Origin of the sequence: Novosphingobium sp. Gsoil 351, from assembly GCF_009707465.1 — a bacterium.
GTDB lineage: Bacteria > Pseudomonadota > Alphaproteobacteria > Sphingomonadales > Sphingomonadaceae > Novosphingobium.
Map to the genome: position 1 here is coordinate 2065412 of NZ_CP046120.1, position 18809 is coordinate 2084220.

General features: G+C 67.7%; 20 protein-coding genes and 2 pseudogenes. 14 read left to right on the forward strand and 8 right to left on the reverse strand.

Features of this window, described 5'->3' with window-relative positions; genetic code table 11:
- Positions 1-15 precede the first annotated feature (15 nt).
- Both GKE62_RS09965 and GKE62_RS09970 read left to right on the forward strand, forming a co-directional pair.
- Positions 16-1026, forward strand: a complete 1011-nt coding sequence (locus GKE62_RS09965; protein ID WP_154692110.1) for a low specificity L-threonine aldolase — start codon at positions 16-18, stop codon at positions 1024-1026.
- On the forward strand, positions 1023-1946 hold the full coding sequence (locus GKE62_RS09970) for a DMT family transporter (RefSeq protein ID WP_154692111.1): 924 nt from the start codon (positions 1023-1025) through the stop codon (positions 1944-1946). The genes GKE62_RS09965 and GKE62_RS09970 overlap by 4 nt, the downstream gene beginning before the upstream one ends.
- On the opposite strand, the gene GKE62_RS09975 is transcribed toward GKE62_RS09970, so the two are convergent.
- Entirely contained in the window at positions 1856-2689 is an 834-nt protein-coding gene (locus tag GKE62_RS09975) for an SDR family NAD(P)-dependent oxidoreductase (RefSeq protein WP_154692112.1), read from the reverse strand. The genes GKE62_RS09970 and GKE62_RS09975 overlap by 91 nt on opposite strands.
- Before the next feature lie 241 nt (positions 2690-2930).
- On the opposite strand from GKE62_RS09975, the pseudogene pepN reads away from it, so the two are divergent.
- Both pepN and pgeF read left to right on the forward strand, forming a co-directional pair.
- A pseudogene (pepN, locus tag GKE62_RS09980) lies at positions 2931-5524 on the forward strand (aminopeptidase N).
- A gap of 48 nt (positions 5525-5572) precedes the next feature.
- Positions 5573-6331 (forward strand): peptidoglycan editing factor PgeF, encoded by a 759-nt coding sequence (gene pgeF / locus GKE62_RS09985; protein WP_154692113.1) that lies wholly within the window; start codon positions 5573-5575, stop codon positions 6329-6331.
- Between the two features lie 28 nt (positions 6332-6359).
- On the opposite strand, the pseudogene GKE62_RS09990 reads toward pgeF, so the two are convergent.
- Positions 6360-6587: pseudogene (locus GKE62_RS09990) on the reverse strand (magnesium chelatase domain-containing protein); the annotation flags it as partial.
- Between the two features lie 123 nt (positions 6588-6710).
- Between GKE62_RS09990 and GKE62_RS09995 the strand changes: the two are divergent.
- The 6 genes from GKE62_RS09995 to yihA all read left to right on the forward strand — a co-directional run bounded on the left by GKE62_RS09995 (position 6711) and on the right by yihA (position 10796).
- The gene (locus GKE62_RS09995; RefSeq protein ID WP_154692114.1) at positions 6711-7388 is read left to right on the forward strand and encodes an alpha/beta hydrolase; all 678 of its coding nucleotides are present in this window, start codon (positions 6711-6713) and stop codon (positions 7386-7388) included.
- A gap of 96 nt (positions 7389-7484) precedes the next feature.
- A complete protein-coding gene (gene rpmH / locus GKE62_RS10000) occupies positions 7485-7619 on the forward strand; it encodes a 50S ribosomal protein L34 (RefSeq protein ID WP_154692115.1) in 135 nt (44 codons plus the stop codon).
- Positions 7616-8008, forward strand: a complete 393-nt coding sequence (rnpA, locus tag GKE62_RS10005; RefSeq protein ID WP_154692116.1) for a ribonuclease P protein component — start codon at positions 7616-7618, stop codon at positions 8006-8008. Before rpmH ends, rnpA begins: the two co-directional genes overlap by 4 nt.
- Positions 8005-8214 carry a membrane protein insertion efficiency factor YidD gene (gene yidD, locus GKE62_RS10010; protein WP_154692117.1) on the forward strand — a complete coding sequence of 70 codons (210 nt, stop codon included), beginning with the start codon at positions 8005-8007 and terminating at the stop codon, positions 8212-8214. Before rnpA ends, yidD begins: the two co-directional genes overlap by 4 nt.
- 75 nt (positions 8215-8289) lie before the next feature.
- Positions 8290-10164 (forward strand): membrane protein insertase YidC, encoded by a 1875-nt coding sequence (gene yidC / locus GKE62_RS10015; protein ID WP_154692118.1) that lies wholly within the window; start codon positions 8290-8292, stop codon positions 10162-10164.
- Complete coding sequence (gene yihA, locus GKE62_RS10020; RefSeq protein ID WP_154692119.1) at positions 10161-10796, forward strand: ribosome biogenesis GTP-binding protein YihA/YsxC; 636 nt, start codon at positions 10161-10163, stop codon at positions 10794-10796. Before yidC ends, yihA begins: the two co-directional genes overlap by 4 nt.
- Positions 10797-10807: 11 nt before the next feature.
- Here yihA and GKE62_RS10025 read toward each other — a convergent pair whose 3' ends face one another.
- Together GKE62_RS10025 and GKE62_RS10030 are read right to left on the reverse strand one after the other, a co-directional pair.
- Positions 10808-10984 carry a hypothetical protein gene (locus GKE62_RS10025; RefSeq protein WP_154692120.1) on the reverse strand — a complete coding sequence of 59 codons (177 nt, stop codon included), beginning with the start codon at positions 10982-10984 and terminating at the stop codon, positions 10808-10810.
- 7 nt (positions 10985-10991) lie between these two features.
- Entirely contained in the window at positions 10992-11426 is a 435-nt protein-coding gene (locus GKE62_RS10030) for a VOC family protein (protein ID WP_154692121.1), read from the reverse strand.
- 74 nt (positions 11427-11500) lie between these two features.
- Here GKE62_RS10030 and GKE62_RS10035 point away from each other — a divergent pair, with 74 nt between their 5' ends.
- Entirely contained in the window at positions 11501-12169 is a 669-nt protein-coding gene (locus tag GKE62_RS10035) for a glutathione S-transferase family protein (RefSeq protein WP_154692122.1), read from the forward strand.
- Here the strand turns inward: GKE62_RS10035 and GKE62_RS10040 are convergent.
- Positions 12166-12633: a cupin domain-containing protein gene (locus GKE62_RS10040; RefSeq protein WP_154692123.1), complete on the reverse strand. Its 468-nt coding sequence runs from the start codon at positions 12631-12633 to the stop codon at positions 12166-12168. The genes GKE62_RS10035 and GKE62_RS10040 overlap by 4 nt on opposite strands.
- A 41-nt stretch (positions 12634-12674) precedes the next feature.
- On the opposite strand from GKE62_RS10040, the gene dapE reads away from it, so the two are divergent.
- Entirely contained in the window at positions 12675-13805 is a 1131-nt protein-coding gene (gene dapE / locus GKE62_RS10045; RefSeq protein WP_154692124.1) for a succinyl-diaminopimelate desuccinylase, read from the forward strand.
- On the opposite strand, the gene GKE62_RS18980 is transcribed toward dapE, so the two are convergent.
- From GKE62_RS18980 to GKE62_RS10060, 3 genes are all read right to left on the reverse strand, one after another.
- Entirely contained in the window at positions 13797-14165 is a 369-nt protein-coding gene (locus tag GKE62_RS18980) for a Smr/MutS family protein (RefSeq protein WP_230206617.1), read from the reverse strand. The two genes, dapE and GKE62_RS18980, sit on opposite strands and share 9 nt — an antisense overlap.
- Positions 14166-14392: 227 nt before the next feature.
- Positions 14393-15535, reverse strand: a complete 1143-nt coding sequence (locus GKE62_RS10055; protein WP_370516095.1) for a murein transglycosylase A — start codon at positions 15533-15535, stop codon at positions 14393-14395.
- A gap of 188 nt (positions 15536-15723) precedes the next feature.
- The gene (locus GKE62_RS10060; RefSeq protein WP_154692127.1) at positions 15724-16389 is read right to left on the reverse strand and encodes a Tim44/TimA family putative adaptor protein; all 666 of its coding nucleotides are present in this window, start codon (positions 16387-16389) and stop codon (positions 15724-15726) included.
- Between the two features lie 233 nt (positions 16390-16622).
- Between GKE62_RS10060 and secB the strand changes: the two genes are divergently transcribed.
- Together secB and murJ are read left to right on the forward strand one after the other, a co-directional pair.
- Entirely contained in the window at positions 16623-17168 is a 546-nt protein-coding gene (gene secB, locus GKE62_RS10065) for a protein-export chaperone SecB (protein ID WP_154692128.1), read from the forward strand.
- A gap of 32 nt (positions 17169-17200) precedes the next feature.
- On the forward strand, positions 17201-18793 hold the full coding sequence (gene murJ / locus GKE62_RS10070; RefSeq protein WP_154692129.1) for a murein biosynthesis integral membrane protein MurJ: 1593 nt from the start codon (positions 17201-17203) through the stop codon (positions 18791-18793).
- The last annotated feature ends 16 nt before the right edge of the window (positions 18794-18809 follow it).

An 18809-nucleotide genomic window follows, 5' to 3' on the forward strand; every position in this document is an offset into this window, starting at 1 on the left:
CCTATCAGCGGGTCCATGCGCTTCTTCTCGGATAACGCCGCCTCGGTCCACCCCCAGGTTTGGGAGGCGCTCAAGGCCGCGGATGCGCCCGATACGGCCTATGACGGCGATGCCCTTTCGGCGCGGCTCGATGCCGCGTTTTCCGATTTGTTCGGGGTGGAATGCGCGGCCCTGTGGGTGGCCACGGGCACCGCCGCAAACTGTCTTGCGCTCGCCGCGATTTGCCCGCCGCACGGGGGCATCCTGTGCCACCGCGAGGCGCATATCGAGATCGACGAGGGCGGCGCGCCAGGGTTCTACACCCACGGCGCCAAGCTGCTGCTGGTCGACGGCGAGGGCGCGAAGTTGACGCCGGAAGCGCTGGCGACCGCCGTCGCGCCGATCCGCAACGATGTTCACCAGGTTCAACCGCACGCGCTCTCGCTGACCCAGGCGACCGAGTACGGGAGGGTCCACACGCCCGCCGAAATCGCCACGCTGGCGGCATTTGCGAACGAGCGAAAGCTGGGCCTGCACATCGACGGCGCGCGCTTTGCCAACGCGATCGCGCACCTCGGCTGCGCGCCCATCGAGGCCTGCAAGGGCGCGGCCACGCTCAGCTTCGGCTGCGTCAAGAACGGCGGGATGAACGCCGAAGCGCTGGTCCTGTTCGACCCCGCGCTCGCCGATCTGGTCAAATACCGCCGCAAGCGCGCGGGGCATCTCCAATCGAAAGGCCGTTTTGCCGCAGCACAGCTTCTGGCGATGCTCGAGGGCGAGTTGTGGCTGGCCAACGCCCGCGCCGCCAACGCCGCCGCCAAGGAGATCGCCGCGGCCTGCGGCGCCCGATTGCTTCACCCGGTCGAGGCCAACGAGATTTTCGTATCGCTCGCCCCTGCTGAAGCGGCTGCGCTGCGCGCACAGGGTTTCGACTTTTACGACTGGCCCGCACCTCCGGGCAACCCCGGCGCGGCGCGGCTGGTGACGAGCTGGAACAGCAATCCCGCCCACGTCGCCGCACTCGACCAAGCGATCCGCACCCTGTGACCGCCGCGCCCGCGCAAGCCGCGCCGCACTGGCGCCCGCGCGTGGTGATTCCCTTCGTGCTGCTCAGCCTGATCTGGGGCTCGACCTGGCTAGTAATCCGCGACCAGCTCGGCACCGTTCCTCCCGGCTGGTCGGTGACCTGGCGGTTCGCGATCGCCACGGTGGCGATGTTCGCGCTGGCAAGGTGGCGGAAGAATCCCCTTCGTCTCGATTCGCGCGGGCAATTGCTGGCGTTGCTGATCGGCGCGCCGCAGTTCGCGCTCAACTTCCAGCTGGTCTACCGCGCCGAGCAGCACTTGACCTCGGGGGTGGTGGCGATCGTCTTCACGCTGCTCTTCGCCTACAACGCGATGCTCGGCCGGGTCTTCCTGGGGCGCAAGCTGAGCGCACGCTTCCTCGCCGGTTCGGGGATCGCGATCATCGGAATCGCACTGCTGCTGATCAACGAGACGCAGCGCGCTGGCTTCGCAGGCGACAACGTCTGGCTCGGCACCGCGATGACGCTCGCCGCGATTCTCTGCGCCTCGAGCGCCAACGTCCTGCAGTCGACTCCCGCGGCCGAGCGGCTGCCGATCTTCACGCTGCTAGCCTGGGCCCTGCTGTGGGGTGCGTTGGTCAACGGGGTGCTGGCGTGGGCGATTTCGGGTCCGCCTCAGTTCGAGCCCCGGCTGGGCTACGCGCTGGGCGTCGCCTACCTCGCGCTGGTCGGATCGGTCGCGGCGTTCCCGCTCTATTTCCGCCTGCTGCGGGACATCGGTGCGGCGCAGGGCGGCTATGTCAACGTGGTGGTGCCGATCGTGGCGATGACGCTTTCGACGCTGTTCGAGGGCTATCGCTGGTCGGCGCTGGCGGTCGCCGGGGTCGTCGTGGCACTGAGCGGCATGGCGGTGGCGCTAAGCGCGCGCAGGCCGTCGACGTAGCTCGGATATAGAGGCCGCCAGCCGAGCACGCGCTTGGCCTTGCCGTTCGCCACCCGCCGGTTCTCGGCATAAAATGCGCGCGCCATCGGCGAGAGGTTGGCCTGTCCTAGCGATAGCAGCGGCGGCGGCGCGCGGCCGAGCAGGCGGCAGGCTTCCTCGATCACTGTGTTCTGGCTGGCGGGCAGATCGTCGGCGAGATTGTACACCCCCGACGGCGCAGTTAGCGCGGCGATCGCCCCGCTGACGATGTCGGCGACATGGACCCGGCTGAATACCTGGCCCGGCAAGTTGATCCGGTGCGCCGCCCCGCTCGCCACACGTTCGAGTGGGCTGCGGCCCGGTCCGTAGATGCCGGGCAGGCGAAACACCCTGGCCCCCAAGGCCTGCCAAGCGAGATCGGCCTCGCTGCGCGCGGTGCGGCGGCCGGTGCCGATCGGTGCCATCTCGTCGACCCACGCTCCGCCAGTATCGCCGTAGACCCCGGTCGACGAGAGGTAGCCCAGCCACCTTCCCCCCAACGCCGCGCCGAAAGCGTCCAGCACCGGATCGGAGCCGGCGGCATCCGGCGGAACCGATGACAGCACATGGCTCGAATCGAGCAACGCCGACTCGACCGCGGTGCGGGCGGCGAAATCGCAATCGCCGTCACGCCCGGTAGCGCGGACCGTCCACCCCATACCGCGCAAACGGGCCGCCAGCGCTTTGGCGGTGTAGCCCAGCCCGAAGATCAGCATTTGCGGCATAGTTTGGCCGATTCCCCCGATTGCGGTTCGTGCCGTCGCGGCCTAACTCCTATCCCGCTCGTGTCGAGCGAAGTCGAGACACGCTGCGCAACGAATCAACCTTGCGCGCGATCCCTCGAATTCGCTCGTGAAGGGCGGGTTTGGGAGAGAGTACGCAGCCATGACCGAAGTCGCCCAGCACCCCTCGACCCCGCCCGGCAATGTCCAAATTGCGGATGCGGCCCCGCCCCCCGCACCGACGATGATCCAGCGCAAGGATTACAAGGCCCCGGCGTGGCTGGTCCCCACCATCGCGCTCGATTTCGCGCTCGACCTCGAAACCACGCGGGTACGCTCTACGCTGGCGGTCGAGAGGAACCCGGCCGGAGACGGCAGCGCCACGCTGCGCCTCAATGGCGACGGAATTCAGGTGACCGCGCTCACCCTCGACGGGCGCAACTTCAATTCATGGGCGATGGACGGCGACGATCTGCTGATCGACTTGCCCGGCGACAAGCACACGATCGAGATCGAGACCCGCATCCACCCCGCGACTAACAGCCAGCTTTCGGGACTCTACGCCTCGAACGGAATGCTCTGCACCCAGTGCGAAGCCGAGGGCTTCCGGCGGATCACCTTCTTCCCCGACCGCCCCGACGTGCTGAGCAAGTATTCGGTGCGGCTGGCGGCGGACAAGGCGAAGTTCCCCGTGCTGCTCGCCAACGGCAACGAGGTCGCGACGGGCGAGGATTTCGCACGCGATGGCGACGGCACCCACTGGGCGCAGTGGGACGATCCCTGGCCCAAGCCGAGCTACCTGTTCGCGCTGGTCGCGGGCGAACTGCTCGCCAACCGCGACAGCTTCACGACGATGTCGGGGCGCAAGGTCGATCTGGCGATCTACACCCGCCCCGGCGACGAGACACGCACCGATCACGCAATGACCAGCCTGATCGCATCGATGAAGTGGGACGAGGACACCTATGGCCGCGAGTACGACCTCGACGTGTTCAACATCGTAGCGGTCTCCGACTTCAACGCGGGGGCAATGGAGAACAAGGGCCTCAACATCTTCAACACCCGCTACATCCTCGCCGATCCCGATACCGCGACCGACGGCGACTACGACGCGATCGAGGGGGTCGTCGGCCATGAATACTTCCACAACTGGTCGGGCAACCGCGTGACCTGCCGCGACTGGTTCCAGCTAAGCCTCAAGGAAGGCTTTACTGTGCTGCGCGACCAGCAGTTCAGCGCCGACCGCGGCTCACCCCCGGTCAAGCGGATCGAGGACGTGCGGATCCTGCGCGGGGTCCAGTTTCCCGAGGATTCAGGTCCGCTGGCACATCCCATCAGGCCCGATTCATACCAGGAAATCAGCAACTTCTACACCTCGACCGTCTACAACAAGGGCGCCGAGGTGATCCGGATGATGACTGTTCTGGCGGGCAAGGAGCGCTTCCGCAAGGGCACCGACCTCTACTTCGAACGCCACGACGGCGAAGCCGCGACCTGCGAGGATTTCGTCTCAGCGATCGAGGACGGCGCTGGGCTCGACCTCAAAAAATTCCGCCGCTGGTACGAGCAGGCCGGGACGCCGAGGGTCGAAGTCGAATCGAGGCACGATACGGCGAGCGGCGACGTAACCCTCACGATTCGGCAGAGCGTCCCGCCCACCCCCGGCCAACCCGACAAGGCGCCGATGCCGATCCCCCTGCGCACCGCGCTGTTCGACCGTAAATCGGGCGCAAACCGTGGCGAGGAACTGCTGGTGCTCGACGAAGCGCAGGCCGATTTCACCTTCACCGGGTTCAAAGAGGCCCCGGTGATATCAATCAACCGCGGTTTCTCCGCCCCCATCGCCATCGCCACCCAGCCGCCCGCCGAGGATTTGCTGTTCCTCGCCGAGCACGACGACGATCCGTTTGCGCGCTACGAGGCGATGCAGCAGCTTGTGGTCCAGCATCTGGTCGGGATCGTCACCGGGGCAGTCGCGGGCGAGGCCATCGACAGCGGCCGCCGCGATATCGGAGACGCCTTCCGCGCGATCCTCGCCGACCCGGAACTCGACGACCTGATGCGCGGCGAGCTGGTGATCCTGCCGGGAGAGACCTATCTGTCAGAGCAGCTGCTCGTCAACGAACCCGCAAAGATTCACGCCGCGCGCGAGGCGCTCAAGGGCTGGCTCGGGACGACACTCAAGTCCGAACTGATTGCGCTGCACGACCGTTGCTGCGCGGTGGCATACAGCCTGTCGGCCGAGGCCCGGGGGCGCGAAAGCTCAAGACCCAGGCGCTGGTCTACCTCGCCCCCGCCGACAAGCCCGAGGCGATCCGCCGGGCCAAGGGGCAGTTCGACGCCGCGGACAACATGACCGACCGCCAGGGCGCGTTGATGTTGCTGTGCGGGCTCGATTGTCCCGAGCGCGAGGATGCGCTCAAGGCGTTCCACGACCGGTTCGCGGGCAACGCGCTGGTGATCGACAAGTGGTTCTCGCTCCAGGCCGGATCGCTCCACCCCGATGCGCTCGCCCAGACCAAGGCGCTGCGCCAGCACCCCGACTTCACGATGACCAACCCGAACCGGGTGCGCGCGCTGTACATGGCCTTCGCCGCCAACCCGCAGGCATTCCACGCCTCTGACGGCGCGGGCTACAAACTGATAGCGGATTTGATTTTGGAACTGGACCCGCTGAATTCGAATACGGCGGCTAGGTTCGTTCCGCCGCTGGGCAGATGGAAGCGGATGGAACCTGGCCGCGCGGCGCTGATGAAGGGCGAGCTGGAACGCATCGCCGCGTTCACCGGGCTGAGCCGCGATACCCGCGAGCAGGTCACGCGCAGCCTGGATGGATAGAACACGACTCCACCTCAATCACTGCTCGCGTCGAGGGGTAAGCCAGGTGTGACCGAACCCGTCGAAGTCATCCGCGCCTCTTGCCTCGGGTCAATCCCCCACGGCTTCCTCGGCCGCCGCGGTGGGGTTTCCACCGGTATCCACGCCGGCCTCAACGTCGGCTGGGGGTCGGACGACGAGCGCGCCGCCGTCGCCGAAAACCGCCGCCGCGCGGTCGAAGCGGTGCTGCCCGGCGCGGCGCTGGTAACCGTCCACCAGGTCCATTCGCCCGACGTCGTCACCGTCACCGAACCCTGGCCCGACGATGCGAGGCCCAAGGCCGACGCGCTGGTCACCGACCGTCCCGGCCTGCTCCTCGGCGTGCTCACCGCCGATTGCGCGCCGGTGCTGCTGGCGGATGCCGAGGCAGGCATGATCGGCGCGGCGCACGCCGGATGGAAAGGCGCGCTCGGCGGGGTATGCGAGGCGACGGTCGCCGCGATGGAAGCGCTCGGCGCCCGGCGCGATCGCATCGCCGCCGCCATCGGCCCCTGCATCGCCCAGGCGAGCTACGAGGTGGACGCCGCGTTCGTCGACCGCTTCGCTCCGGACAACGCCCGCTTCTTCAAGCCGGGCCGCGCGGGCCACGCCTGGTTCGACCTCGAAAGCTACGTCGCGATGCGGCTAGCGGCGGCGGGGGTCGGCACCATCGAAAGGCTTGGCCTCGACACATACGCCGGCGAAGCCCGCTTCTACTCTTACCGCCGCGCCACCCACCGCGGCGAGCCGGGCTATGGGCGGGAAATTACCTTGATTGGGTTACCTTGAAATGGAAAACCTGATGTTCCCGGCGGTCTTCATACCTCAGGTCGGCGGGGGAAAGGTTGATCGTGATCCGCTTGGGCGGCAGCGCGAGGCCCAGGGCGGAGAGCGCGGCGCGGACCCGTTCGCGGCTTTCGCCGACCGCCTTGTCGGGCAGCCCGACGAGGAAAAAGCCGGGAAGGCCGGGGCCGACTTGGCATTGCACTTCCATGGCGCGCGCCTCGAGCCCGAGGTAGGCGACCGTCGATACTAGTGCGACCATTCGTGCGCCCCCGTCGCCACGCGGGTATGCATCGCGGCGCGGACCAAGTCGAGACCGCGCCCAGCCGATTGATCCGCCCCGGCTTAAACACGAATTAACCTCAAGGCGTTAGCTGACCGGGCGATGCTTCGGTTCGCCCTGATCCTTGCCGCGCTCTCGCCCGTGCCCGCGCTTGCGCAAGAGGCGGCGACCATAAGCGTCGAGGTCGTCCAGGAGACCCCGCTAGGCGATCCGGGCGGCGAGCGTTTCGTCGCGGAGGGCCGGTCCGATGCCACAAGCCTTAAGGCAATCGCCGCATATGGTCCGTTCCGCGTGCTCGATTCCGGCCGCGCTGCATTGGTCGACGTCACCGACACCGCAACCCCGCGCGCCTTTGCCCAAATGCTGATCGCGTTTCCCGGCTTGCGCACCATCGAGATGGTCGAATGCCCGGGCACCAGCGACGATACCGCCAACCTACGCCTGGGCCGAATGATCCGCCGCGCAGGGCTCGACACCTATGTGCCGCAAGGTGGTTCGGTGCGCTCGGGCGCGGTCGAGTTGTTCCTCGCAGGCCGGCACCGCCACGCCGAAGCCGGGGCGCAGTTCGCGGTGCATTCGTGGCAGGACAGCGACGGGCTCGAACCCAGCGACGTGGCCGATAACGACCCGGTCAACCTCGCCTATCTCGCCTATTACCGCGAGATGGGGCTGAGCGACGGGCAGGCCCGTGCATTCTATGCGATGACCAACGCGGTGCCGCACGACGACGCATTGTGGCTGAGCAAGGACGAGTTCGCCCGCTACGCGCCGCTGGATTGATACGCCGCAGCCGCGTTGACTTTAAGCCGCTGCTGACCTAACGGCGCGCCTCGATTTGGCGGCAACCGTCGCCGCAGACCCGATTCGAGAGATCCGATGAAGCGCACCTTTCAGCCCAGCAACCTCGTGCGGGCACGCCGTCATGGTTTTCGCACCCGCTCGGCGACGCCCGGTGGCCGCAAGATCCTACGCGCCCGCCGCGCCCGTGGCCGCATCAAGCTGAGCGCCTGAGCGACTCTTCGCCGCCGCCGCTTGCGGTCCTTCGCAAGCGTTCCGATTTCCTCGCCGCCAACCGGGGCCTGCGCGTTGCGCGGGCAGGTTTCGTCTTGCTCGTCCGCCGCGACGCCGCCGATGACGGCGCGATGCGCTTCGGCATCACCGTGACCAAGAAGATCGGCGGCGCGGTGATCCGCAACCGGATGAAGCGGCGGTTTCGCGAGCTTGTGCGCGAATTGTTGCCCGTTCACGGGATCGCCGGTGCCGACCACGTGCTGATCGGCCGCGAAGGCGGCATCGAGCGCGACTTCGCTCTGCTGCGCGGCGAATTGATCTCGGCGCTGGACCGGGCCACTGCGGGCAAGGGCGACCCGCTGCGCCGACGCAAGCCTCCCGCCAAATGAAGCAGCTGCTGATCCTGATCGCGCGCGGCTGGCAGCTTGGACCTTCGCGCGTCCTGCCGCCATCGTGCCGCTTCGCCCCGTCGTGCTCGCAATACGCGATCGAAGCGCTGGAACGGCACGGCGCGATTAGGGGTGGCTGGCTTGCGGCGAAGCGGCTAATGCGCTGCCACCCGTGGGGCGGGCATGGTTACGATCCCGTCCCCTGACGGGGTTGGCCCGTGCCTTGATCGCGCGATCGCGGTCCCCCATTTGCTCAGCGACACATCCACAGGACGGCATCCTTGACCAACCAGCGCAACCTGATCCTCGCGGTGGTGCTCACCGGGCTGCTCCTGCTCGGCTGGGACGCCGGGCTGCGCTACTTCTACCCGCAGCCGCTCAAGCCAGCCGCATCTGCCCCCGCGACGAATGCTAACGCCCCCGCGCCCGTCGCGCCGGGCGCCCCGGCCAAGCCTACCCGCGAGGGCGGGCTGACCAGCGCCGCCGACATCGCGTTGGAAAAGCAGGACCTCGACTCCGCGCTGGCCGGCGGCGGGCGCGTCCCGATCGCCGGACCGCGAGTGACCGGATCGATCAACCTGACCGGCGCGGTGATCGACGATCTCTCGCTGACGAGCCACCGCGCCGAACTGGCCAAGACCTCAGGCCCGGTCCGGCTGTTCTCGCCCGCGGGCACCCCGGCGCAGCATTTCGCCCAGTTCGGCTGGGTCGGAGAAGGCGTTCAGTTTCCCGACGCGCGCACCGTGTGGCGCGCCGAGGGCACACGCCTGACCCCGCAGACCCCGGTCACCTTGCGCTGGGACAACCCCACCGGGCAGAGCTTCGCGATCCGCTTCGCGATCGACGCTGATTACATGATCACCGCGACCCAAACTGTCGCCAACCGCGGTGCCGCGCCGACCGTCGTGCGCCCGTTCGCGTTGGTCAATCGCACCAACAAGACGGCCAGTTTGGACACTTGGAACGTCCATTCGGGTCCACTCGGCGCGTTCGCCGGATCGGTCGATTTTTCGAACAACTACAAGGATGTCCGCGAAGCTCCCGCCGGCACGATCTCGCCTGCCGGACACCCCGGCTGGATCGGGTTCACCGATATCTACTGGATGTCGGCGCTGATCCCAGATGCCAGCGCGCCCGCCAGCGGTGACTTCCGCGCGCTGGGCGGCGACATATTCCGCGCCGACCTGCTCTACCGCCCGGTCGCGCTCGCCCCCGGAGGCCAGATCGTCCGCACCACCCGCCTGTTCGCGGGAGCCAAGGAAAACGCGGTGCTTACCGCGTACGAAAATGCGGGCATCACCAACTTCAGCCTGGCGATCGACTGGGGCTGGTTCCGGTGGTTCGAGAAGCCGATCTTCATGCTGCTCGACTGGCTGTTTCGCACCATCGGCAACTTTGGGGTGGCGATCATTTGCCTGACTTTCATCGTGCGCGGGTTGATGTTCCCGGTCGCCCAGCGCCAGTTCGCCAGCATGGCCGCGATGCGCGCGATCCAGCCCAAGATGAAGGCGCTGCAGGAACGCTACAAGGACGACAAGGCCACGCTCCAGCAGAAGACGATGGAGCTGTACAAGGAGGAGAAGGTCAATCCGCTGGCCGGGTGCCTGCCGATCTTCCTGCAGATTCCGGTGTTTTTTGCGCTCTACAAGGTGCTGACGCTGGCGATCGAGATGCGCCACCAGCCGTTCGCGCTGTGGATCAAGGATCTTTCCGCGCCCGATCCGCTGCACATCGTCAACTTGTTCGGGCTGCTGCCGTTCACCCCGCCCAGCTTCCTGGCGATCGGGTTGCTCGCGCTGCTGCTGGGTTTCACCATGTGGCTCCAGTTCAAGCTCAACCCGGCGCCGATGGACCCCAGCCAGGAGATCGTCTTCAAGATCATGCCGTGGATGATGATGTTCGTGATGGCACCGTTCGCCGCGGGGCTACTGATCTACTGGATCACCTCGAACATCCTGACCATCGCCCAGCAATGGTATCTCTATAAACGCCATCCCCAATTGAAGGCGCAAGGCGAGAAGGACGCGCAGGACAAGGCGCGGGCGGCAGCACGGGACAAGCCGGCCGCGGCTGCGCTGGCCAAGCCGACGCCCGCGCCGCGCCCGAGCACCCCGCGTCCAACGACCCCGCGCAAGCCCAAGCCGCGCGGGCGGTGAGCGATCCTGACGAAACCGAACGCGCGCGGCTGCTGTTCGCGGGGCGGATCGAGTTTCTCAAGAGCGCGCCGTCGCTCCAGTTTCTGCCCGAAGCGGACTTTCCCGAGATCGCCTTCGCGGGCCGTTCGAACGTCGGCAAGAGCTCGCTGCTCAACGCGGTGACCGGGCGCCGGAGCATCGCCCGTGCCTCGGTCACTCCGGGGCGGACGCAGGAGCTGAACTTCTTCGAGCTGGGCGAGCCGACCAGGCTGCGGCTGGTCGACATGCCCGGCTACGGCTTCGCCAAGGCTCCGCCCGAAGTGGCCAAGAAGTGGCAGCGGCTGGTCCGCGATTTCCTGCGCGGGCGGGTGGTGCTCAAGCGCGTGCTGCTGCTGGTCGACAGCCGCCACGGGATCAAGCCGCCCGACCTCGAAATGATGACGACGCTCGACGAGGCGGCGGTGGTCTATCGCCTGGTCCTGACCAAGGCCGACAAGATCAAGCCGAGCGAGCTGGAGAAGGTCGTGACCGCCACCCTGGCGGAGGCGCGCAAGCATTCGGCCGCCTATCCGGAACTGCTGATCACCTCGTCGGAGACCAAGGCCGGTATCGCCGATCTGCGCCGCGCGGTGCTGGAGGATGCCGGGCTTTAGCCTATCCCCTTTCAGGGACGAGGGCTCTTGCGTCGCCACCGGCGCCAGCCAAACCAGCAGAGCCCTGCGCAAACCAGCCCGGCCAGCACCCATCCGGCCGCCTTTGCCACCACGATCCCCACCGCGATCAGCGCGCCGAAGGTCAGTCCCCAGCTGAGGTCGACGATGAATTGGGAGATGACGTCCATCGCGCCCCTATCGGGCGAAGAGTCCATCGAGGCTAGCGAAGGCTTTCATTTCCAAGGCATTTCCGCTGGGGTCACGGAAGAACATCGTCGCCTGTTCGCCCGGTTCGCCCTTGAAGCGGATGGTGGGTTCGATCTCGAAGCGGGTGCCCGCGGCGACCAGCCGCTCGGCCAGTTCGTGCCACTGGGCCATATCGAGCACCACCCCGAAATGCGGCACGGGTACCGCGTGACCGTCGACCGCGTTGGTGCGTTCGTCCGAGCTCGCCGCGCGCCCGTAGCCGGTGTCGGTTCGATGCGCGACGATCTGATGGCCGTGGAAATCGAAATCGACCCAGTCGTCAGCGCTGCGCCCTTCGGGGCAGCCCAGCACCCCGCCGTAGAACGCCCGCGCCTCGGCGATGTCGCGGACGGGGAAGGCGAGATGGAACGGGCGCAAGCTCATGGAGTTGTGCTACCGGTTCATTCTCGACTTCGCCAGACTGAACGCTTAATCCCGCCCGGTATCAGGGGCATCGCATGAAGCTGATCATCGGCAACAAGAACTATTCGAGCTGGAGCTTGCGCGGCTGGCTGGCGTGCAAGCAATCGGGGCTGGGCTTCGAGGAGATCACGGTCCCGCTCTATGGCGACGACTGGGACGAGGCCAAGAAGCAGGCCGAGGACCTCGCCCCCAGCCAGGGCAAGGTGCCGATCCTGTGGGACGGCGAATGCGTGGTGTGGGACAGCCTGGCGATCATCGATTTCCTCGCCGACCGCGTCGGCCGCGACCGCTTCTGGCCCAAGGATGAAACCGCGCGCGGCATGGCCCGCTCGATGGTCGCCGAGATGCATTCGAGCTACCTTCCCCTGCGCCGCCAGTTGCCGATGAACGTACGCCGCAAGATCGAAGGCATCGAGCCCACCGAGGAGACCCGCGCCGACATCGTCCGGATCCTGGGACTGTGGGCCGAGGCGCGGGCGCGGTTCGGCAAGGGCGGGCCGTTCCTGTTCGGTAGCTTCGGAGCCGCCGACATCATCTACGCCCCGGTGGTCAGTCGGTTCATCAGCTATGGCGTGCCCGTGCCCGGCTTCGCGGTCGCCTATATGCAGGCGGTGTGGGAGCACGAATGGATGAAGGCCTGGATCGCCGCCGCCGAGGCCGAGGAATGGTCGATCGAGAAGTTCGAGAACCCGGTTCCGGCCTAGGCCGGGCGCTGTGTCTCCGGATAGGGCGTGCCGTCCTTGTGGCGGTAGACGCCATCATCGGTCCAGCACATGTCGATGTCGGGATAGCTGCCGCCGCCGTCGGGACCCGCGCTGATCGCGACGAACACGCAGTCCGCTTCGGTTTCGTTGACCAGGTGATGGCCGTTCTCGGCGTCGGCGGGCCAGGCGCAGACGTCTCCGGGGCGCAGTACGGTGCGGCCCGCGTCTTCGATCAGGACCGCTTCGCCCGACAGCATGACCAGCAGTTCGTCCTCGCCCTTGTGCCAGTGGCGCTGCGATGACCACGCGCCCGGCTTGAGCACGACGTGGCTCGCGCCCAACGCGGTCAAACCCGACGGCGGAGCAAGGCGGCGATACCAACGGCCTTGCACAGGCGCGTCGAACGGCGGCGGGTAGCCGGTGCGATTGGTTTGCGGGATCGAGTCGAGATCGATCTTGGGCATCGTCGCTTCCTTCGCTGGCCGTCCTGTTATAGGCGTCCGCCATGGCGGATTCCAGCGACGTCGCGACCCTTGCCGAGCGGCTGATCGCCGCCCCCAGCGTGACCCCGGCATCGGGGCTGGCGTTCGATGCGCTCGAGGCGATGCTGCGCCCGCTGGGTTTTTCGATCACCCGCTTCCACGCCGGCGAGCCGCCCGACGGCCCGGTCGAGAACCTCTTCGCGATCCGCCAGGGGCCGGCGGGCAGCCGCCATTTCGCTTTTGCCGGGCACCTCGATGTGGTTCCGCCAGGCGAAGGCTGGAGCAGCGCGCCGTTCGCGCCCGAGCGCCGCGGCGACCTGCTCTACGGGCGCGGCGCGGTCGACATGAAGGGCGCGATCGCGGCCATGGTCGCGGCCGTCGCGGAAATCCCGGTCGAGACTGGGACGCTGAGCTTCGTCATCACCGGCGACGAGGAAGGTCCGGCGCGGTTCGGTACCGTCGCGCTGATCGAACGGATGCGCGAGATCGGCGCGATCCCCGACTTGTGCCTTGTCGGCGAGCCGACCAGCGTTGCCCGGCTGGGCGACATGGCCAAGATCGGGCGGCGCGGGTCGGTCAATGTCTGGCTAACGGTGACCGGCGCGCAAGGCCACGTCGCCTACCCGCACCTCGCCGACAACCCGGTGCGCAAGCTGGTCGCGCTGCTCGCCGAATTGCAGGCGATGCCGCTCGACGACGGGACCGAGTGGTTCCAGCCGTCGAACCTGGAAGTCACCGATCTGACGGTCGGCAACCCCGCGACCAACGTGATCCCGGCCGCGGCCCACGCGCGGCTGTCGATCCGCTTCAACGACTTACACAGCGGCGCGAAGCTGGCCGAGCGCGTGACCGAGATCGCCGCGCGCCATGGCGGCGTGGCGCGGCCGGTGATCTCGGGCGAGGCGTTCCTGACCCCGCCGGGCGACTTTTCCGCGCTGATCGTCGCCGCGGTCGAGGCGGAGACGGGCATCGCGCCCGAACTGTCGACCAGCGGCGGAACATCGGACGCGCGGTTTCTCAAGGATCTGTGCCCGGTGATCGAATTCGGCCTATGCAACGCGACGATGCACAAGACCGACGAGGCGGTCGCGCTGGCGGACCTCGCGACTTTGGCGCGAATCTATCGGCGGATCGCGCTGTCCGCTCTAGCGTAACGTGGTGGGCGCTTTCCTGAGCACGACATAGACTGCGCCGGCGCCGCCGTGGCGGTGGTGCGCGGGGCGGATCGCAGCAATCCTGGAGGCGTGCGGACTGGCCGCCAGCCAATCGAGCAGCTTCGCCCGAATCGCCCCGCGGCGGTTGCCGCGCTGGTCATGGTCGCCATGGGGCCGCGATTTGCCCGCGATCACCAGCAGCACACGGGCGCCGGTGAGGTTGGCCTGGGCGAGCGCGGTCATCAGCCGGGTATAGGCCGAGTCGATCCCCAGGCCGTGCAGATCGATCTGCGCATCGGGCGCCACCAAGCCCTGCGCGAGCCGCCGGTCCCAGGTGCCGTCGAGGGTCTTGTGAGCCATCGATACCGCCCCGGACCGGGGAGCGGGACCGCGCGAAGCGTGGTGGAGGGGTTTGGCGACAGGGCGCGATGTCTCGGGCGTCGCGCTTCGCGGCGGAACCCCTCCACCGTCCTGCGGACGGTCCCCCTCCCCGGTCCGGGGAGGTTTTGCGCCTGCCAGCGGTGTCACCGTCTGCGCCACCGCGCGCCATAGCGCGACCTCGCTGGGACTCAGCCCCCGCGGCGGCTTCACGGCCCAGAACGACGGGCGAGGACGCCTTTCGGCAGCAGAACATAAGCGGTGCCGCGCGCGCTCATCCCGCCCGCAATCGCCTTGGCGCGGTCGCCCGCGCCCCAAAAGGTGTCGAACCGGCCCGGACCCTTGATCGCGCCGCCGGTGTCCTGCGCGATCCACAGCCCGTTGGCCTCCGGCCGGTCGACGCCGAGCCAGACCGGTGCGCCCAGCGGGGTATAGGCGGGATCCGCAGCGACACTTGCTTCGGCGCGGACCGGAACGCCGAGTGCGCCAAGCGGGCCGTCTCCTGTCAGTTCCTTGAAAAACACCCAACTCTTGTTCTCGCGCATCAACGCCCGGCCCTCGTCGGGATGATCGTGCAAGTACTGGACGATCCCCTGCATTGAACCCGAGTACTGCCCCGGCTGATCGCCGAGCAGGCCGCGCTCGCGCATCACCGAGCCGACGCCGACGTAGTCGCGCCCGTTCTGCCCGGCATAACCGATGCGCATCACCGTGCCATCGGGCGCGCGCAGGCGGCCCGAGCCCTGAATCTGGAGGAAGAACATCTCGATCGCATCGAGCGCCCAGGCGATTTCCAGACCTTTGCCGGCCAGCGCACCGTCCTCGATTTCGGCGCGCTCGTAGTAGGGCACGAACGCTCCGGAGGCGTCATACCGTCCGAGCGGCGCGCGACCGGTACGCTGGTCTTGCGGCGTCTCGGCGGGCCAGTCGCGGATGAGGTCGGGCGGCAGTTTGTAGACCGGCACGTCGTAGCCCGGCAGATGCGTGCGCGCGCCGGCGATTTCGGGTTCGTAGTATCCGGTTGCGAAGGCTTGACCGCCGCTGATCGCCGCGGTCTCGAAATACTGCGCGAAAAACCGCGCGGCCTGCCCGGCGGGCCAGCCCGGCGCGGCGGCGCAGGCCGGCTGCCAGTCGGTGGCTACCGTCAGCCCGCTGGTGTCGGCGCGCGAAAGCAGTCGCGGGCAGGATTCGGCAAAGCCGCGCAACGCGCCCGCGGCATCAACTTCTGTGATCGCGAGGCTGGCGACCGCAGGGCCGGGCGCGGCGACCAGCGCAACGGGCGCCGGAGTGGGAGTCGGCGAGGGCGCCGGGCGCGGCGGCGGCTCGACCGGATAGCGCGGCGGGGGGATCATCGGTCCGCACGCGGCTAGCGCGACGGTGAGGAACCCGGCAATCCAGCCTCTGGAACGCCGCACCTTATGCATTTCGATACATTCCCAAGCTCCGCTCGTGTCGAGCGTAGTCGAGACGTTCGCGCTACGCTCCGCGTGTCTCGACTACGCTCGACACGAGCGGATTGTAATCCGGGTCTCTCTTGAACTCAGCCCTCGTCGGTTTCGTCGAGCAGCCAGTCGGGTTCGCGCGAGGTGAGGTTGCGCGAGAAGGTCCAAAGATCGCGGCTCTCGATCGCGTCGTCGAGCGAGCCGGCGATGACCTGGCCTTCGGCGTCGCGGGTTACGCTGGCGACATCGGCTGTGAAGCGTACGCGGATGCGGGCGGTGGTGCCGTCGAGTTCGGCGTGATCGATCACCGCTTCCTCGATCCGGATCAGGCGATTGTCGAGCGTCTCGCCCGCCGCGGTGCGCGCGTCGATCGCGGCAACGAAGCCGTCGTAGACGTCCTTGTCGCACAGTTGCGCCAGCTCCTCCTTGTCGCCGCGCCAGTAGGCTTCGAGGACCATCGCGTAGGCCCCCTTGGCGCCGTCGAGGAATGCGGAAATGTCGAAGCGGCGGTCGGCCGCGACGATCGCTCGGACCCCGGTTTCGGCCTCGACCGGAAAGCCGGGGCGAGCGGGGGCGCTGGGCGCGGCACGGGGCGGGGCGAGTTCCTCGGCGCGTGCCGGAGTGCGCTGCGCCGGGGCATCGGGGCGGTGGACCGGACGATTGATCGGCGGCTCGTCATGCTCTGCGCGGCGGCCCAGCACCGAATAGAGCCGGAGGCCGAGAAAGGCCGCTACCATCGCCAGGATTACGATCTGCACAATCACGCAACTGTCCCGCTTGCTGAACCTGTCTGCCCCTCGCCCACGGGCAGCTTGCCTCAGATAGGTACGAAAGACAAATGAACAACGCGTGGATGCGCGCACGTTCCCGGAGAATCCGCACCTTTGGTCGCAGCGGCGGTGGCGGCGCGAGCCCGCTGTCCCGCGCGGTTGCCGCTGGCGACCGAGCCTGCTAGGCGCGCGGCCATTCCGCCATCTTGCGACGAAAGCGTTTTCCCATGGCCGACGAAGGCAACGACATCCTCCAGAAGCTCGATCTCGACGCCGGTTCCGGTCCCGACGGTCCGGCGCCCAACGGGGAGGACACGTCGCCCGCGGTCGGGATCATTTCGCAGTACGTGAAGGACCTCTCGGTCGAGAACCCGCACGCCCCCGAAAGCTTCCAGTGGCAGGATCCCCCCCAGGTCGACGTCCAGTTCAACATCGGCAGCCGGACGCTCTCGGACGAGCTGCACGAGGTCGAGCTGAAGATCACGATCTCGTCGAAGCACGAGGCGGGAACCGCGTTCGTGGTCGAGCTGGCCTATGCCGGACTGGTCGGCATGCGCAACCTGTCCGACGATCAGGCACACCCGTTCCTGTTCGCCGAAGCGCCGCGGATCCTGTTCCCGTTCGCCCGCCGGGTTGTCGCCGATGCGGTGCGCGACGCCGGCTATCCGCCGCTGATGCTCGAGCCGATCGATTTCAACGGCCTCTACATGCAGCAGCTCGCCGCGCGCGATGCGGGCCTCGCCGAAGAAGGCGCGCCGGTCGGCAACGCGTGATCGCGCTGCCTCCCGGGTGAGGGGGGACTGAAGTGCCAAGCCTGGCCCGCAGCCTCGGCACGATCGGCGGACTGACGCTCGCAAGCCGCGTGCTCGGGCTCGTCCGCGACAGCCTGTTCGCTCGCTATATCGGCGCGAGCTTCGCCTCCGACGCGTTCCTCGTCGCGTTTCGACTGCCCAACATGTTTCGCGCGCTGTTCGCCGAGGGCGCGTTTGCCGCGGCCTTCATCCCCATGTTCAACCAGAAGGTCGGCGATCCCCAAGGCGGCGGGCTGCCGAACGGCATCGCCTTCGCGGAACGCGCGCTGGCGGTGCTGCTGCCGGTGCTGGTGGCGATGACGGTGCTGCTCGAGGCGTTCGCCTGGCCGGTTACGTTCGTGCTTTCGGGCAAGTTCAACGGGGTCAGCCCGGATCAGTTCGCGTTCGCGGTTCTGCTGTCGCGGATCACGATTCCCTATCTGATGCTGATCAGCCTGGTCTCGCTGCTCGGCGGCATCCTCAATTCGCTGCACAGGTTCTGGGTCAACGCCGCCGCGCCGATCCTGCTCAATGTCTGCCTGATCGTCGCGCTGCTCGCCTTTCATTCGGCCGACCCGCTGGTCACCGCGCGCAACCAGGCGATCGCGGTCAGCGTCTCGGGCGCTCTCCAGTTGATCTGGCTGATCGCCGCCTGCCGCGCCGCGGGGGTCAGCCTGAAGCTGCGCCGTCCTCGCCTCGATCCCGACATCAAGCGCCTGCTCTCGCTGATCTGGCCCGCCGCCGCAGGTGCAGGCGCGGTCCAGATCAATCTGGTCGTTTCCACCGCGCTCGCCGCCTCGCTGCTCAGCTCGGGCAGCGTCACCTACATCTACATGGCGGACCGGCTGAACCAGCTTCCGCTCGGGCTGATCGGGATAGGGCTGGGCACCGTCCTGCTGCCGACGATCTCGCGGCAGTTGAGCGGCGGCGAGGAAGCCGCGGCGCTGGAGACGCAGAACCGCGGTCTTGAGTTGGCGCTTCTGCTGACCCTACCCGCGACCATGGCGCTGGTGCTGTGCGGCGAACCGATCGCCGCGGCGCTGTTCGGCTATGGCCGGTTCGACGCGCACGATGTCCACTACACCGCGCAGGCGCTCGCGGCGTTCTCGGTGGGCTTGCCCAGCTACATCCTCGTCAAGGTCCTGACCCCAGGCTATTACGCGCGCCACGACACGCGCACCCCGGTCAAGTATGCGACGATCTCGATGGTGGTGAACCTCGTGCTCAACCTTGCCCTAATCGTCCCGCTGGCGCACATGGGGCCACCGCTGGCAACCGCGATCGCCTCGACGGTCAATGTCGCGATGCTCTATCGCACACTGGTAAGGCGCGGACATTTCTCACCCGACGCACGACTCAAGCGCCGGGTCTGGCGGCTGGCGCTCGCCGCGCTGCTGATGGGTGCGGTGCTGTGGGCTCTTCAAGGATTGCTGACGCCTTATACCCACGGCACCTGGACCATCCGCTTCGCCGCCTTGACCGTGCTAGTGGGCGGCGGCGCGGCGGTCTACTTCGCCGCAACGCTGTTGTTCGGCGCATTCTCTCGCGCTGACTTGCGGCTCCTCTTCCGCCGCAATCGCGCCGTGCCGATCGAGACCGACCGATGACCGACCCCAAGCCAAT